This window comes from Shewanella sp. ULN5, from assembly GCF_030731885.1.
GTDB lineage: Bacteria > Pseudomonadota > Gammaproteobacteria > Enterobacterales > Shewanellaceae > Shewanella > Shewanella holmiensis.
Window position 1 is genome coordinate 38,027 of record NZ_JAPJEE010000010.1, and the last position, 15,145, is coordinate 53,171.

The window sequence follows — 15,145 nt, forward strand, 5'->3', positions numbered from 1 at the left end:
GTGCTTTTTAAAACAAATAATCTAATCAAATCTAATCTAAATAGGTCATTTGTCCATATAAATGTGGGCGTTTAGCTTTGACATCTCGCATCTCAAAACGCTTACCGTTTTCTAGAGACTCATATGCAAAGGTGACTTCAGAGGGCATAAATACCGGTAGTTTAAATTCCACTTCAACCTTAAAAGGTCGCTCGCCAACAAACTGCATCAAATGCGCCATACATCTTGCTTTAGACCACATGCCATGGGCAAGCACTCTTTCAAACCCAAAACGTTTTGACAATAATGGGTGCAAGTGAATTAAATTATAATCCCCAGAGGCTTTTGCATAGTTACGCCCAAGGTCTTCGGTTAAACGCCATTGCTGCACATCATTCCAGACCATATCCGATGCGCGGGGCGGACGAGGACGACGTTTTGCCGATTCAATGCGATATAAATAAGTTGAATGCGCCTGCCACACCAGTTCATCACCTACATAGATATTCGACTCCAGCACAAACTCTAAGCCAGCATCGGTTTCGGTGCTGTTCAGTAGCTGGCATTGAACCGAAAAAACTTCATTACAATTAACAGGTCTAAATACACTAATACTGTTTTTAAGGTGGATCATACCTAACAAAGGAAAGGTAATCGCTTTATGGGTAAATATCACTGCATGCAATCTAAAAGCCTGCACATAAAGGTATGTCGGTGGTACGACTTTGCCATTAAAATCAAAACCACACACGTTGGCGTATTGACGGATCTTATCGTCAGATAACATTACATTATCAGCTTGTATCGCAATACTTGGCAGTGGTTTTTGATCCCAACCAGGCTTACGACTAAAAAATATTTTACGATAAAGTGTAAAAAGCGAAGGCATCGCTTTTAAATCCATTTTGTAATCGAAACTCAACGTGTATACCCTTTTTCAAAACGGCGCTGTTTGCGCCACAATGATGCATTATAACGCAGAATTTCATCAAAATTGAAATTGTTAGCACAATACAAGCGCAATTATATTAATCAAAGTTAACTTTGCGGTCATATTTCACTTTACCGATTATATTTTGCTTTACCGACTAATAATGTCGTAGCAAAATAGCGCTTCTTTTTACTAATGAAATGCTGCAGTGCAAGATAAAAACTTCGATAAACTGAGTCAGAAATTTGCTAAAAATATTTACGGCACACCAAAAGGTGAAATCAGAGCCGCTGTATTGTGGCGGGATCTTGCACCGCAGATAGCAGCCTTAAGTGATAAACCACTGCGTATTCTTGATGCTGGCGGTGGGTTTGGTTTTCTCAGCCAAAAACTGGCGGCAATGGGGCACGAAGTCGTGTTGTGCGATATTTCAGAGCAAATGCTTGCCCAAGCAAAACAACAAATCGAGGCGTCTGAGGTGCAACTCAATATTACCTTAGTCCATAGCCCCATTCAGGCTCTTAGTTCTGCACAGCACGGTCAATTCGATATCATCTTATGTCATGCTGTGGCTGAATGGCTAATAGATGCCAAAACCACGTTACAGGGGTTATTGACCTTATTAAAACCGCAAGGCCTATTTTCATTGATGTTTTATAACAAAGAAGCCATGCGTTTTCACAGCCTTGTGTCAGGCAATTTCGACTATGTTATGCGTGATATGAAAGTCAAAAAGAAGGTGGGATTAACCCCAACACACCCATTGTATATTGAGGATGTGCGTCAGTGGTTTAATCAATGGCAGCTTACAATGATATGCCAGTCGGGTGTCAGAGTGATCAATGATTATTTAAAGCATCATTTACCGCCAAATTTTGATACTCAGCAGTTAATAGAGATGGAGTTGCTTTATTCACAGCGAGAGCCCTACTTATCGCTGGGTCGCTATGTGCACTTTTTAGCTAAAAATCCCTAAGCGATTTAACTTAAAACAACTCGATATCATTTTGTGTGCTTTGATCATTTTTATCTAATGCTTGCAGGTAATCTTGCTCCTGATGATTCACTTTAGACACAATACTCATTGGCAGCGACTTCATCAGAGCTTTACCTGATAAAGGGTGAAATAACACTTTACGAGGCAAAATCCCGCCCATATCTTCACTGACAATAGGGATATTTTCTAAGCCAAGGTAATGCCGTACAAAATCAATGTTGGCCTGGCCTATTTGTATGCTGATATGCGGTGTCATTTGCGCACCACCAAACACTTTGGCCTGTAAGCGTTTTCGACTGCCCCCCTTAGACATGATGGCGTTAATTAATTGCTCCATAGCCCAATTACCATAACGGCAAGAAAAACTGGTTAACTCTTTCCACTCATTTTGCGAGCGCTTTTCTGGGACTAAAAAATGATTCAACCCGCCCACGCCAGCAACAGGATCCCAAATACAGGCGGCAACGCACGAGCCTAATCGGGTATAAATAAGTTCATCTGCTTGAGAGATATAAAACTCACCTGGATCAACTCGAATAATAGGTTGATGACCACTCAAACCCACCTGACTCTTTGACGATACTCTCAGTTGATGGTTTAGTTCTTGAGGCATGTAATTTCCTTAACAACTAGGCTTAACAGACTAAATGCAACGCTGTTGCCAACAGGCCTGTACTGTCGCCCCTTGTTGACGCAATAAATCAGGTATATTTTGTTGCCCTACTAAATGACCAGCTCCAATAATAAAGAATAGTTGCTCATCTGATTGTTGCTGCATCATCAGTAACATTTTATCGCTCATACTATGATTTCGTTGCCACAATAACTTACTTAACAGTTCATCTTCATCACCCGCTTGCTGTTCCATAATAGCGGCTAACCCGACCTCATCTCCTGTTCGCCAGGCTTGAATTAATTCGATCATTTCATGATCGGTAGCATTAACCGCTTCATCGAGCATTTGTAACTGTGTTTTTTCTTTAAAAGAGGAAATAAGTTCAAATTGGAAGGCCACACTTTCCAATTCGAGTAATGCTTTTGATTGGCGGTTAGCAGAAAATGTAGCATCAACCCCCTGCTCAGCGGTATAACCTAAACCAGCAAAACGTACCATGCTAATCTGTGCCGCTTGTAGCCACGGAGCAAAGGGTTGAATAGCGTTACACAAAGGCTGCATTTTTTGACAGTAATGAGCAGTGTTTTGCTGTGCTTTTTGCTGCATCTCTGGTGATGCTGTGCCGTATTGTGCCAACAGACTTACCGTATCGGCTTTTTCTATATCAGCCTCAATCACCAAAGCGGTACTATTGGCGAAAGCTTTCTCGATTGGTGAAGCCATAGGATAAAAATCAGCTTTACCGACATGAATAGATCCAAGTAAGAAAGCGTATTGCCCATGCCAGCTGATTTTATAAAATGGCGGTTTGTCTTCAGGTGCAGCACTGGCAGAAAATGGCACGCTAAGTATGGCGAATATCAGCCATAAAACTAGCTTGCCTTGCATCATAAAATTTAGGACATCACGGCCAATGCAATGCATTAAAGTGATCTTCATATTTAAACAATTGCGTATTTTCCTTGTTGCATCCATTGCTGAACCTTATAATTTACTAAAATGTGCCGTTAGATTTAGAGATGTATATGCCGTATACCAAAGTCATGCAACAGTTAAAAGAAAACCTCCAGGTCGCTTACAGACAAGCGATTGACTGTGATAATCGTTTAGATGAACTTCGCAAGGCTGGACATGGTAAGTTTGTCGCTATTTTTAATGAAGAACAAGGGTTTACTCAAAAAAGTAATCGTTTCTTACCCTATGTACAAGAACTTGCTACGGAGTTTGAAACTATGCAAGAAAGTGTTCATACCGCACCAGAAACATTAGAAGCGTTTGTAAAAAAGTTGGCAATGCTGTTACAAACATTACAAGTCTTTAAACTACAAAGTAAATAGTTTTATTCCTGCAATGTATAAACATTGCAGGATACAGGGTGAGATCGCGAATACTTTCCGTTCAATTAGTGGAAGTTTATTAATCGAATATCAACTGCATGGACGCAGTTTTTAAGCCATAATGGATGATTTTACGGCGTTTCGTTTAATAAATTTTCACGCTTTGTATAAAATCCAATCACTCATGCGGTAGCGCTGTCAATTACACACCTATGTCCGTTTAGCTAAAACGCCTCGCCGACTGAGAAGTAAACCGCACTATTATTATTTGATGAGCGAGCATAATCTAAGCGTAAATTAATTCGTTCAGCGGGTTGCAACATAAAACGCACACCAATCCCGTATGACGGAATAATATCGTCGGATTTATCAACATGATTGACATCATCCAACTTGCCTGCACCAACAAAACCAACCAATCCCCAACGTTTATGAAAACGCCAACGCGCTTCCGCTTCAGTTTCTATTGCGCCTAACGCCATGTATTGTGTTGCAGAGAAACCACGCAAGCCTAAGCGACACGCCGCCCATAATGGGACTTCACCCTCTTTCATACAGCCCTTTAATTTATATGCTACGGTGACGGATTCATGCACAGGGAAGTAACCATCAAATTCTAATGAATACGATTCAAAGTTAGTGTCACTACCAATGGCATCATTAAAAACAGTGCCATTTAATTTAAAATAGTAGCCGTCGTATGGGTTTGTGGGCATATCCCGAGAGTCATAAATGATCCCTGATCCCAACCCTGCTGAAATAATTTCATTGCGTAAGTCAAAATGAATAGAACTAAAATCAACACTAAAATCCTGTTCAAAATCAATAAAAACGCCATTTAGCCCGACAAACCAGTTTCCACTAATACGGCGCTCTAATTCAAGCAAGGCCCCGTACCCGGTAATGTCCCAATCAACCGCAAGTGGTATGCCAATCAATTCAGTTGAAACTAATGGCAGTTTTAAATCGGTATAGGCAACCCCCCCTTTTAAATGCCAGTTATTATTATCCCAATAACTGGCATGACCAACGGCGGCCCCCCAACTTTCGTTACTAGAGTAAAAGCCAGCAATACCGGTAACCGAAGGAGGTTGAACCGACTTTTGCTCGTCAGTTTGTGGATAAAAATAGCCAACAAGGCCTGCTAAACCGTAATCTATGGTAGGGTTTGAAAATGGAATAGGGGCGGCAACAAAATTGCCCTTATTAACCGTTAGAGGTGCTTTGTTTTCTTTTAAATTAGGCACTATTGAACTTGGATCACTGGCAGTCGTTTCTTGCGCTTGACTCTTTTCGCTCTGACTTTCATTGACAATATCATCATTGGCGGCAAAAACGGCTGCAGGTGCCAGCATCACTCCCAATATCCCTAAAACGATAGGATTCAATTTGATAGCTTTCATATATATTCCTTTAAACAATTCACCATCATTTAGCGCATAATTTCAGCATAACACCATCATGTTAAGCTTTTCTTGTTGCAAATTTAATTTTTAATATCCATCTGAATATAGTACAAATTTAATCATATTACTCAAGGCCAACTGATTGCGATTGATGGCAAAACCTTGAGAGGCTCCTATCAACGCGGCGACAAACAATCGACAAGAGAGCATGGATGAAAACGGTGTACTTAGAGGAGTATTAAATGCAGGGTTCAGCATGGCGAACAATTAATGAACACTCATGCGGTTGCCCTGTTGCAGGATACTTCTGCCAACCACAGTAATTCATCATTAAATTTATTCAAGTATCCCCCTAAAGTACGACATTATTCTGTCATAAATGATGATTATGATGAGTTAACAGTCATCATTAGATCAGATTATGCCTTCAGTTGATTTATCCCAAGCCTTAGACAGTATTCTTGATAAACAAACGATTAATGCCGTCTTTCAGCCAATTTTCAATATAAAAAACAACAAACTCCACGGCTTTGAAGCACTAAGCCGAGGCCCTGATCATAGTCCGTTGCATTTACCTGTGCCTTTATTCAAAACTGCAGAACACCTTGGTAAACTCAGTGAACTTGAAACCCTCTGCAGAAGTATTTCATTAACTGCGTTTAAAAAACGTCAGTTGCCAGGAAAGTTGTTCATTAATATTTCGCCAAAGGCCTTACTTGATCCCAATCATCCTAAAGGCAGTACCTTAAAGCTTATTAAACAATTAGGCTTATCCCCTAGCGATGTCGTAATTGAATTGTCAGAACAATATCCCGCTGACGATATAGATCTATTAAAATCTTGCTTGAATCATTACAGAAATCAGGGTTTTCTAACCGCAATTGATGATCTAGGAGCTGGATATTCAGGACTGCGATTATGGTCAGAATTAGCCCCCGATTATGTCAAAATCGATCGTCATTTTATTCATCAAATTGATATTACTCCGGTAAAACAGGAGTTTGTTCGATCAATTGTTGATTTGTGTCAAAGCTTAACCTGCAAGGTCATTGCTGAAGGAATAGAAACTGAAGCTGAGTTAACTATGCTGTCTCAGTTAGGTGTGAGTTATTGTCAAGGATACTTATTAGGACGACCAGAATTAGAGCCGAATAGAGAATACATTAAAGCGCCGTTAGTGATGGCTTCATTACCTCACACCCGATATTGTGAAACGGCAGACAGCATCTGCCACAATGCCATTGTCGCCACCCCAAAAACACAACTAAAACAGTTAAGTCAGCAGTTTATTGAGCAGCCTGCACTACAAGCAATTGTAATTGTTGAGGATAATACCCCCAAAGGCATTATTAATCGTGCCACATTACTGGAATTATTTAGCACACCCTACGGACGAGCATTGCATGAAACCCACCCTGCAAGCGCGGTCATGGATAAACAGGTATTACAAATTGATGCTAACGAGCCTTTATCGTATGTCAGTCAATTATTAACATCTGAAGAGGCGCACACTGTCGCGCAGCAATTTATTATTACCCGCAATCAAAAGTTGATTGGTATTGGCCACACTAAAGATCTTTTACAACGGATAACTGAACACAGAATTAAAATGGCCCGCCATGCTAATCCATTAACTAATTTACCAGGCAATGTTCCTATCCAAGAAGAATTGAAATTGTTGCGCACACAGCAAAAGCCGTTTTACTTGGCTTATTTAGATTTATGCCACTTTAAGCCATATAACGATATTTATGGTTTTTGTCGTGGTGATGAGGTGATTCAACTTGTTGCTAAACTCTTAATGCCACATCAAAATGAACGATGTTTTGTCGGCCATATTGGCGGTGATGATTTTGTAATGATATGCACCTGCGATAGCACTTTTAACCATAGTCAGCAAATCATTGCCCAGTTCGAACAACATAAACAGGCATTTTATCAAGATGAACATTGGCAGAGTCAAAGCATGCTTGCTGAGGATAGAAAAGGAGAGCTCTTACATCATCCATTAATTTCTTTATGTATCGGTATTTTGCCCCCTTGTGTGACATCCAATGCGACTGAACATGAATTATCGACATTAAGTGCACAAGCAAAAAAACAGGCAAAACTCGCTGATAGCGGACTTTACCTGTTTTCACAGCCAACACTTAGTATGAATGTCGCCTAATTGCTCATCTCCTGATTAAGCTGTGGGGCAACTGTGCGTGTTAGCCAGTTTTCAATCATCGTTGTTTCTGCACGAAATGGGCGTTCATTGACACGATTAAGTCGTTGCATGAATCCCATATCGGTTAATTTTTCATCACCTGCCATAATGACCTGCTCACCTTCTAAAATTTGATAAGTGAAAGTCATTCTTGGTGGGTAGAGTTCTTTAACAACACGCAAATCACCCGGAGTAGCACCAAAGGTTGGGCGCATGTCGCCAGCCAAATCGACATCCGAGACCTGCATCACAAGCTTCTGATTTGGCTTTAATGTTTTCTCCGCTTTTTTGTTGATATTTTTGGTCATGGTTTCAAAAAAGCGATTTTCAAAACGCGATTGCAATTCATTAGAGGATTTAATATCGCGATAACTTGCAGGGTCTTGCCACTCAACCTTAACAATACCATTCTCGGTTACTGGGCTAGTTACTTCAGCTTCATCAGCGATTGCAAGATTACTGATAAGTACACCAGCAATGAGTAAATAGTTCATATTCATAAAATGTCTCCAAGATTCATAAATCGGCCGATTTAGGCAATATCATCACTCTAACAAACACAACCTGTATCGTTGCTTAACATAAGCTAAATTAATAACCGTTTTTGACCAAGGCATAGTTATGCTGCAATGGCTAAAATAGTCAGTCTGATATAAATGCCACAATTGTTCAGCTTTCGTTCAATAAACTTAGGCTAGTATGCGGTATCGACAATTAAACACCTTCACTGTTAACGACTGTTCAAGGATCTAACATCGTAACGAATTGCTACTCATCCTACGGAATAAGATACTATGAAAACAATGAATAATGCTGTAAAACGTGTTTCTTTAGCCGCCATATTTGCCACTGCTGTTGTCGGTATGGCCATCGCCAGTCCAAGCAAAGCAAGTGAAATCGAAAATGACACTCTGGCACAACATACCGCACAGCTAAATGAACAAGTCATGCAAAACGAACAGCAATATGAATTGAAATTAGAAAAGAAGTTAACGCAACAAGTAGCCAAAGCTGAAAGCCAATATGTGGCACAAATTTGTCAACAGTATGATCTACCCTACGATAACGAAACATCAACTTGTCGTCGTTAACCCAAAGTCTTATAACAAAAAGCCCTGATATTTCAGGGCTTTTTGTTAAAATGGAAATCGTGCACTTAACTTAGGGTACGTTTGCTTAAGTATTTTAGGTTTAGTCGAGAACTTTTTCCCCGCTGGCGTTTTACTGCCTGACGGAACAAAAGGTAATTCCTCATCAGTGCGGTCCTCATAAAGCTTACCCGCGATCAAATCGTAGTCTTCAACAAAAGGATAAGCATAATTATCCTTCAAAGGCCACTCGGCTAAATCACCTAAACAATCAGGTTCATTGACAATCTTGTCATACCATTGCTGACCCAACGACAGAATAAAGCAGCGAAACTCAGCAAAAGCATAATCGGAATCACAACCAGTGATAATGTAAGCGGCGCCCCAAATTGACCAGGTGTAACTGCGGCGTAATTGTTGACCGAAAATTTTATCAAACGCTTTTAATGATTCGTTATCTAATTCAGCTAATGATTGCTGTAATTGCAATGCCAATTGCTCTGACGATTGGTCTGCATGACTGCGCGTAACCAGCTGCCAAAATTGTGTTTCAGTCATCGCACTTCCCCCTGCCTACAAAATTGCGATATTCTACCGCAAATCAGTCTCATCAAGTGAACAAAATGACACAAAACAAGCGACCATTTAGTATTTTATTGTTGATAGTGCTATACAGCCTCTTTACCCTCATTGCACTTTGGCGAGCCACCCAATACGCCTCATTTGATATTTTAACTATGGGTGTACTTCCGGTATTAGTGGGTCTTTTGATACAAGCAAGATGGGCAAAAGTAGTGTTGTTTTTTCATTTAGGCTTACAAACCTTAGTGTTTGTAGCACTAAGTACAACAGCCGTTATTGCGCACCAAATTACCCCTGAAGATGTGAAACTGGAATTTGCCGGGCACAATATTCCCATAGCACTTGCCGTCGGCTGTGCGATAGGTTTGCTGGCCATACAATGGTGGGCAGCATTGCATCTTAAAACCCGCGCATACCTTAATACTCAAGGTATTTCGACAACAGCGTGATGACACCTTTTCATGGCAAGAAGCTAACATACGTATGCTATAGTTTATTTAAGCTAAAAAAATAATAAGAGTACAAAATGCACAATTTATCACCAAGTGAATTATCCATATTATTGCTAGAACCTTCTGAGACACAAAGAAAAATTATTATGTCTCGTTTACAACAAGAAGGCGTCATTAGCATTCAAACGGCCACCACTTTGGCTGAAGCAAAGGCAATTATTACTCGCCACAAACCAGACTTAATCGCCAGTGCATTGCACTTTACTGATGGCGAAGCTACTGATTTATTGATGTATATTAAACAAAAGCCTGAATTTCAAGATATCCAATTTATGTTGGTATCCAGCGAATGTCGTCGTGAACAACTTGAGATTTTTAGACAATCTGGGGTAGTGGCTATTTTACCTAAGCCTTTTAATGCTGATCATTTAGCCCGCGCGTTAAACTCAACCATCGATCTTATTAGCCATGATGAACTTGATCTGAGTCATTTTGATGTGCACAACCTACGTGTGCTAGTGGTTGATGATAGCCGTATGGCTCGTAACGTGATTAAACGCACTATTGGCAACTTAGGTATTCAAATTATCACTGAAGCCGAAGATGGTGCTCAGGCAATTGCATTGATGCAACACAATATGTACGACCTAGTGATCACCGATTACAACATGCCAAGTGTTGATGGATTAGCCTTAACGCAATATATCCGTAACGAAAGCCAGCAGTCGCATATTCCTATTTTAATGGTCTCATCCGAAGCAAATGATACCCATTTAAGTAATGTATCCAGCGCTGGGGTCAACGCCCTTTGTGACAAGCCATTTGAGCCCAATTTAGTTAAACAAATATTATATAAGCTGTTGGAAGAGTAGTTTAGCGCGCATTTAGTATTCTTTTTCGGTTTATATCGGACAAAATACTTTTAAACCGCCAACGCTTATGGCATGTTAACCACGTTTTTAATAAACATTTCTATGGAAAGCAGAGAATACCAATATGAACAAAAGTGAACTGATTGCAAAAATTGCTGAAAACGCAGATTTAACTAAAGCTGAAGCTGGCCGTGCATTAAAATCATTTGAAGCCGCGGTAACTGAAGCAATGAAAAATGGCGAAAAAATTTCTATCGTTGGTTTTGGCTCATTTGAAACCTCACAACGCGCTGCACGTACTGGCCGTAACCCACAAACGGGTAAAGAAATTCAAATTGCTGCTGCAACTGTACCTAAGTTCAAAGCAGGCAAGACATTAAAAGATAGCGTTAACTAATATTCTGTAAAACGCATTTTTCAAAAGCCTCCTGATGGAGGTTTTTTTATGCCTTGATATTGTTCATATCCGCTCATGACCTGAGTGAACACCACCATCAATTGCACACATAAAGTGCAATGACGCACTATTACAAAGCAACAAACCTATTGTCACCCAACCGATTATACATTAAGCGTCTGATATATATTAACTTTTAAAACTGGCACAAGCTTCGCTTTGCATACCTCAGACAAACAAACATTTTATGTATTGCCCTGACATACAAGACATAAAATGCACAATAAAACCTTGAGGGATAAAGATGAACAAATCACTAATTCAAGCCGTCGCATTATCAAGTACGTTATTATTAACGAGTACAGCGTTTGCTGAAGTTTCAGCAAATATTGGTGCCACATCAAATTACTTATGGCGCGGTGTCACTCAAACAGACGATGCGGTAGCGGTTCAAGGTGGTCTTGATTACGCACACGAGTCTGGTTTTTATGCAGGCACATGGGCATCAAATGTTGATTTTGGTGATGCAGCAACTTACGAAGCGGATTTCTATGCGGGTTATGGTGGTGAGTTCGCTCAAGATTTCACTTACGATATCAGCTATCTTTATTATGCTTACCCCGATTCAGATAGTGACTACAACTTTGGTGAAGTCACTTTATTACTCGGTTGGAAGTGGTTAGAACTGGGTTACTCACATGTTGTCAACGCAGATTCTGACGTATCGGGTGCCGATAGCGAAACGGATTGGGGCTATCTACAGGCCAATGCCAGCTTTCCATTAACTGAAAAGTTAAGTCTGGGTATCCATTATGGTTATTCACAAGGCGATGTTATAGAAGACTTATTTGGCGACAGCTACTCTGATTATAATGTGTCATTAAGTGCCGATACCGACCTAGGTACTGTGTCCTTTATGGCTTCTGATACTGATTTAGATGAAGATGATGTAAAAGTGGTATTAGGTTACTCATACAGCTTCGATCTTTAACCTGAAACATTATTCGCATTCTCTGGTCGCACTGACAATCTGACCTTAAACGCCACCTTCGGGTGGCGTTTGTTATTTACAGTCAAATACTGAGACTTAACCGCTTCAATTATGATTTAAAAAAGAGGCTTTGTGGTTTTGACGAACGAATCCTCTTCACTCAACTCCTTTATGTCATCGTTATGCATCCATGTTGATATACATAAATGGGTTTAAACATCATCTAAGCCATTCACTCGCCATTTCGCTTTGAGGCGTATTTTTTAGCACCCTCAAAAATAACTGCTAAGCTCAAACAGGTAAGGTCAAAACATTTGCCCATTGCGGACAATATATTTTGCTTTTCTAATCGTTGTTTTTTAGTTAGAAAGTGCTCATTGGTTTAATTCTGTGGTTTACCATTGGTTTTGAGGGTTTTATTATGGCTAATATTACTGAAAGAGTTCCTGACGATACTGAAATTGAAGCTATGACTTCACCTAGAAACAGTAAAAGCGATGAGAATTTACAACACAAACGTCAAGTGAAACGCAGACTAGAAGATTATCTTGAGCAAGCACAATTGCGAAAAGCGATTGGTGATGACGATTTTTTCTAACCTAAAGTGCTTTACAGCAAACATCACGCCTTAGTATGAATAGTTCACACTACTCAATCCCCTGAGTAGTGTGATGATGTTTAAATAGATTTCAAGCTTAACCTGACGTTTTGTTATATCTATGCTGCTGATTTTGCGTTAATAACTGTTCAGCCTTTGCTCCTAAATACACATAAATCCCTAATCCAACTAATAATCCAACTACGGCAAGCATCATCATTATCGCTGGCTGTAAATATTGCTTTTCTCCCAAAGATGCTTTGAACATGGTTAACAATGCCTCAATGGAAATTGCGATCAAAATGGTCGAAATAAACCGTGTAATGGTGCGCCTAGTGGAACTGTGTCGAAAAATATCTTTATGCATTAGCACTTCTTCCTCCAAAATTGTTTTTCCTAAATCGAAAATAGCCAATGCAAGCGTAAGAAAGATAATGATCCCAAAAGGCAGCAAGGGGTCGTTTTTAGCAGGTTGAGAAAATAGGACATAAATATCTTTTATCACAGTCCACATCAATACACTGACTAACACGAATAACCCCAACACTATCACGCTATAAACCCCCTTAAAAATAGGCATCATTTTGCGTCTAGCACTGTCTCCCATCATGAACTCAATGAGTTGGGTTAAGTTAATATCAATGACGACAATCTGGGTATCTCCCACGGAGTTGATTAGCCGCCTCGAGGCACTAATACATAAACCTGCACCGGTATTAGACAGGTACGGGCTGGTGATGTAACGTTTATCCTGTTGGTGAATTAAGCCAGTAAAATAGGGACGATGACTACGATCAGTATTAAGACCGTATTTTTCTCGGTTAACTTTTTGGTTTAACACCAGAATATTATCACTAATTTGCACGCCATCTTGGTCTAGCAAATACAGTAGTTGCACAAAAGGGTAGCTCTTAGCTAATTCGCTAAAAACCTTATCTGATAACCCATTTTGAAACAGTGTTGCATCACTTAATCCCAGTAAAATAGAGTCAAGTAATTCATGAATAACACTCTCATGTTCATGATAACGCTCAATAACACTTAAAAAACTCATTGCAGCCATACATTACTCCTTTAACATGATGAATAGCTAAAGCAGTGAATGTGCCAAGTAATTAAGTAAAATAAATCAATAAGTTAAAATTAGCGCACTACATTGACGCAGGCGAAACTAGTGCAGTTGCACCGAAATAACGCCAACTATGTAGAAATTTTCAATTGGTTAATCCACGCAATAAATGCGAATATTCATTAAATTCGCTACGATTTATCACTCCATAGGTAATGCCATGTCTGATGCTGTATCTCGCTATCAACAAGATATTCGTCGTTTTTCAGATGAATTAATTCGTGTACAAACGCCGATTAAAATCCTCGATACGATTAAATGGCCCCGTGAAATTGAAGATAAATTTTTGGCAAAACAAACCAAAGTACTCCCTGAGATCAGTGCCAATTTTTACGATTCAATTCCGTTGTCATTTAATACCGACAAAACCCAACAAGAGCTAAAAGATCTTCGCTCCGCGATTGAGAAGCGTTTGGGAAAAAAAGATCAATTGGGTAAAATTTTGATTGCGAACGTCGATCAATATCGCATTGTTATTGATATGCTTAAAAATCGTGGTAAACCAACCTTTGGTCAATTGAGCCAAGAGCTATACGGCAGCGCTAGTCATAAGTTACATGGCGATCGCAATACCCTTCGCCAATTAGGCGATAGATTAAGTCACATTTTTTCATTGCCCGCCGCGAGGCACATGAGTAAACAACACCCCAAAATTATTACAGCCCCACAGGCAGTTGATCATCTCAGCCAGCGTTTAGTGAATTACTTCCATGAGGATGAAATCCACGTAAAACTCAGCGACGGTATTGTGTCTGATGCCGCTGTTGGTGGTGATACGGTAAAAATAAACACCCGTGCAATGTTCAGTGAATCTGACATGAATGTTTATGAGGTACACGAAGGCTGGGTGCATGTGGGCACCACACTCAATGGACGGGCACAACCCCATGCAACATGGCTAAGTGTAGGTTCTCCTCGCGTTACGGCCTCACAGGAGGGTTTAGCGGTGTTAATGGAAATGCTTACCCTAAGTTCCAATCCTGGACGAGCAAGACGCATTAGTGACCGCGTATCTGCGGTAGACATGGCTGAACAGGGTGCCGATTTTATCGAGGTTTATCGCTATTTCAGAAATCTGCACTTAAGCTCAAAAGACAGCTACCGCGTCACTCAGCGGGTTTTTCGCGGGGGAATGGTGCAAGGCGGCAGCTTTTTTACCAAAGATATCTCATATGTACGCGGTTATGTTGAAAACATTAACTTTATCCGCAGCGCCATCAGCACAGGCTTACCAGAACTGATCCCTATGCTATTTTTAGGTAAGTTAGCTATCGAAGATATCCCCGTTTTATATCAAGCATATCAAGAAGGTATTATTGCCGGACCTAAATATCTGCCGCCAATGTTTGCCGATATTAGTGGATTATATGCTTGGTTTGGGTTTGCATCGGGTATTGGCAATATTGATTTGAAAGGGGTGCAGCGCCACTTTGCTCGCTCATTCAGTAAAGTGTCCATTAATACTCAAGAAGCTGAGTTGTTTGAAGATGCGGAGTTTGACAATAACTCGGATTAAGTCTATCGAAAGATAAAATCACGATAAAATCAAATATATGAATAT

The 15,145-nt window shown here is 40.1% G+C and carries 17 protein-coding genes; 10 read left to right on the plus strand and 7 right to left on the minus strand.

The window, feature by feature from the left end:
* Window positions 1-31: 31 nt before the first annotated feature.
* Window positions 32-868, minus strand: coding sequence for a MaoC/PaaZ C-terminal domain-containing protein (locus ORI98_RS11105; protein WP_261298848.1), 837 nt, complete (start codon window positions 866-868; stop codon window positions 32-34).
* Window positions 869-1,118: 250 nt separating this feature from the next.
* On the opposite strand from ORI98_RS11105, the gene ORI98_RS11110 reads away from it, so the two are divergent.
* Window positions 1,119-1,886: a methyltransferase domain-containing protein gene (locus tag ORI98_RS11110; protein ID WP_261298849.1), complete on the plus strand. Its 768-nt coding sequence runs from the start codon at window positions 1,119-1,121 to the stop codon at window positions 1,884-1,886.
* 10 nt (window positions 1,887-1,896) lie between these two features.
* Here ORI98_RS11110 and ORI98_RS11115 read toward each other — a convergent pair whose 3' ends face one another.
* Both ORI98_RS11115 and ORI98_RS11120 read right to left on the minus strand, forming a co-directional pair.
* Window positions 1,897-2,520 carry a chemoreceptor glutamine deamidase CheD gene (locus ORI98_RS11115; RefSeq protein ID WP_261298850.1) on the minus strand — a complete coding sequence of 208 codons (624 nt, stop codon included), beginning with the start codon at window positions 2,518-2,520 and terminating at the stop codon, window positions 1,897-1,899.
* A gap of 30 nt (window positions 2,521-2,550) precedes the next feature.
* Window positions 2,551-3,462 (minus strand): TraB/GumN family protein, encoded by a 912-nt coding sequence (locus ORI98_RS11120; protein WP_306135254.1) that lies wholly within the window; start codon window positions 3,460-3,462, stop codon window positions 2,551-2,553.
* Window positions 3,463-3,548: 86 nt separating this feature from the next.
* Between ORI98_RS11120 and ORI98_RS11125 the strand changes: the two genes are divergently transcribed.
* On the plus strand, window positions 3,549-3,860 hold the full coding sequence (locus tag ORI98_RS11125; RefSeq protein ID WP_306135255.1) for a prephenate dehydrogenase: 312 nt from the start codon (window positions 3,549-3,551) through the stop codon (window positions 3,858-3,860).
* Between the two features lie 224 nt (window positions 3,861-4,084).
* Here the strand turns inward: ORI98_RS11125 and ORI98_RS11130 are convergent, their stop codons facing one another.
* Window positions 4,085-5,263: a BamA/TamA family outer membrane protein gene (locus ORI98_RS11130; protein WP_306135256.1), complete on the minus strand. Its 1,179-nt coding sequence runs from the start codon at window positions 5,261-5,263 to the stop codon at window positions 4,085-4,087.
* A 424-nt stretch (window positions 5,264-5,687) separates the two neighbouring features.
* Between ORI98_RS11130 and ORI98_RS11135 the strand changes: the two genes are divergently transcribed.
* Window positions 5,688-7,436, plus strand: a complete 1,749-nt coding sequence (locus ORI98_RS11135) for a GGDEF domain-containing protein (protein WP_306135257.1) — start codon at window positions 5,688-5,690, stop codon at window positions 7,434-7,436.
* On the opposite strand, the gene ORI98_RS11140 is transcribed toward ORI98_RS11135, so the two are convergent.
* Complete coding sequence (locus tag ORI98_RS11140) at window positions 7,433-7,975, minus strand: DUF3016 domain-containing protein (protein WP_261298855.1); 543 nt, start codon at window positions 7,973-7,975, stop codon at window positions 7,433-7,435. The genes ORI98_RS11135 and ORI98_RS11140 overlap by 4 nt on opposite strands.
* 294 nt (window positions 7,976-8,269) lie before the next feature.
* On the opposite strand from ORI98_RS11140, the gene ORI98_RS11145 reads away from it, so the two are divergent.
* Window positions 8,270-8,566 carry a hypothetical protein gene (locus ORI98_RS11145; protein WP_306135258.1) on the plus strand — a complete coding sequence of 99 codons (297 nt, stop codon included), beginning with the start codon at window positions 8,270-8,272 and terminating at the stop codon, window positions 8,564-8,566.
* A gap of 45 nt (window positions 8,567-8,611) precedes the next feature.
* On the opposite strand, the gene ORI98_RS11150 is transcribed toward ORI98_RS11145, so the two are convergent.
* On the minus strand, window positions 8,612-9,121 hold the full coding sequence (locus ORI98_RS11150) for a DUF4240 domain-containing protein (RefSeq protein ID WP_306135259.1): 510 nt from the start codon (window positions 9,119-9,121) through the stop codon (window positions 8,612-8,614).
* A 65-nt stretch (window positions 9,122-9,186) separates the two neighbouring features.
* On the opposite strand from ORI98_RS11150, the gene ORI98_RS11155 reads away from it, so the two are divergent.
* From ORI98_RS11155 to ORI98_RS11175, 5 genes are all read left to right on the plus strand, one after another.
* On the plus strand, window positions 9,187-9,594 hold the full coding sequence (locus tag ORI98_RS11155) for a hypothetical protein (protein ID WP_261298858.1): 408 nt from the start codon (window positions 9,187-9,189) through the stop codon (window positions 9,592-9,594).
* Between the two features lie 77 nt (window positions 9,595-9,671).
* Complete coding sequence (locus ORI98_RS11160; RefSeq protein WP_261298859.1) at window positions 9,672-10,469, plus strand: response regulator; 798 nt, start codon at window positions 9,672-9,674, stop codon at window positions 10,467-10,469.
* A gap of 124 nt (window positions 10,470-10,593) precedes the next feature.
* Complete coding sequence (locus tag ORI98_RS11165) at window positions 10,594-10,866, plus strand: HU family DNA-binding protein (RefSeq protein ID WP_188840938.1); 273 nt, start codon at window positions 10,594-10,596, stop codon at window positions 10,864-10,866.
* A gap of 304 nt (window positions 10,867-11,170) precedes the next feature.
* Complete coding sequence (locus ORI98_RS11170) at window positions 11,171-11,857, plus strand: TorF family putative porin (protein WP_261298860.1); 687 nt, start codon at window positions 11,171-11,173, stop codon at window positions 11,855-11,857.
* A gap of 421 nt (window positions 11,858-12,278) precedes the next feature.
* Complete coding sequence (locus ORI98_RS11175; RefSeq protein WP_306135260.1) at window positions 12,279-12,455, plus strand: PA3496 family putative envelope integrity protein; 177 nt, start codon at window positions 12,279-12,281, stop codon at window positions 12,453-12,455.
* A gap of 97 nt (window positions 12,456-12,552) precedes the next feature.
* Here ORI98_RS11175 and ORI98_RS11180 read toward each other — a convergent pair whose 3' ends face one another.
* Window positions 12,553-13,518, minus strand: a complete 966-nt coding sequence (locus ORI98_RS11180; protein WP_306135261.1) for a general glycosylation pathway protein — start codon at window positions 13,516-13,518, stop codon at window positions 12,553-12,555.
* A 226-nt stretch (window positions 13,519-13,744) separates the two neighbouring features.
* Here ORI98_RS11180 and ORI98_RS11185 point away from each other — a divergent pair, with 226 nt between their 5' ends.
* Window positions 13,745-15,100, plus strand: a complete 1,356-nt coding sequence (locus ORI98_RS11185; protein ID WP_306135262.1) for a flavohemoglobin expression-modulating QEGLA motif protein — start codon at window positions 13,745-13,747, stop codon at window positions 15,098-15,100.
* The last annotated feature ends 45 nt before the right edge of the window (window positions 15,101-15,145 follow it).